We start from the raw sequence: 322 nt of genomic DNA, 5'->3' as shown, positions 1-322 counted from the left end.
CCGCGATCGCTACGACTACATGCGCAATGCGCAGGCCGGTGCGCAGCCGGTGCAGAGCTGGGCGTTGCCGGCGCTGTCGGCGCCGCAGCTGCCGCCGCAGGACCTGTCCGTGCTTGGACAGGCCAATGCGCGCGATGGCCGGGGCCAGCCGTTGCAGAACACCAGCCTGGCGGCGTTGTACCCGTCCGGCGACGGCGATGCGCAGCTGGTGCAGTTCGCGCAGGGGCTGGACCCGGCGCGTGACAGCCAGGGCGTGGCGCAGGTGCGGGCACTGGGCCTGCAGGCCTACGCTGAAGCGACCCCGGGCGAGGGCGGCCAGCGC

At 73.9% G+C, this 322-nt stretch carries 1 protein-coding gene; it reads left to right on the top strand.

Features of this window, described 5'->3' with window-relative positions:
• A partial coding sequence (locus EN850_RS34935) for a hypothetical protein (protein ID WP_210238065.1) occupies nt 1-322 on the top strand: 322 nt, incomplete at both ends.

Origin of the sequence: Mesorhizobium sp. M8A.F.Ca.ET.207.01.1.1, from assembly GCF_004794715.1 — a bacterium.
In the GTDB taxonomy this organism is placed as follows: Bacteria; Pseudomonadota; Alphaproteobacteria; order Rhizobiales; family Rhizobiaceae; genus Mesorhizobium.
The sequence above is the reverse complement of the archived record's forward strand: the minus strand, read 5'-3'. Positions and strand labels throughout refer to the sequence as shown.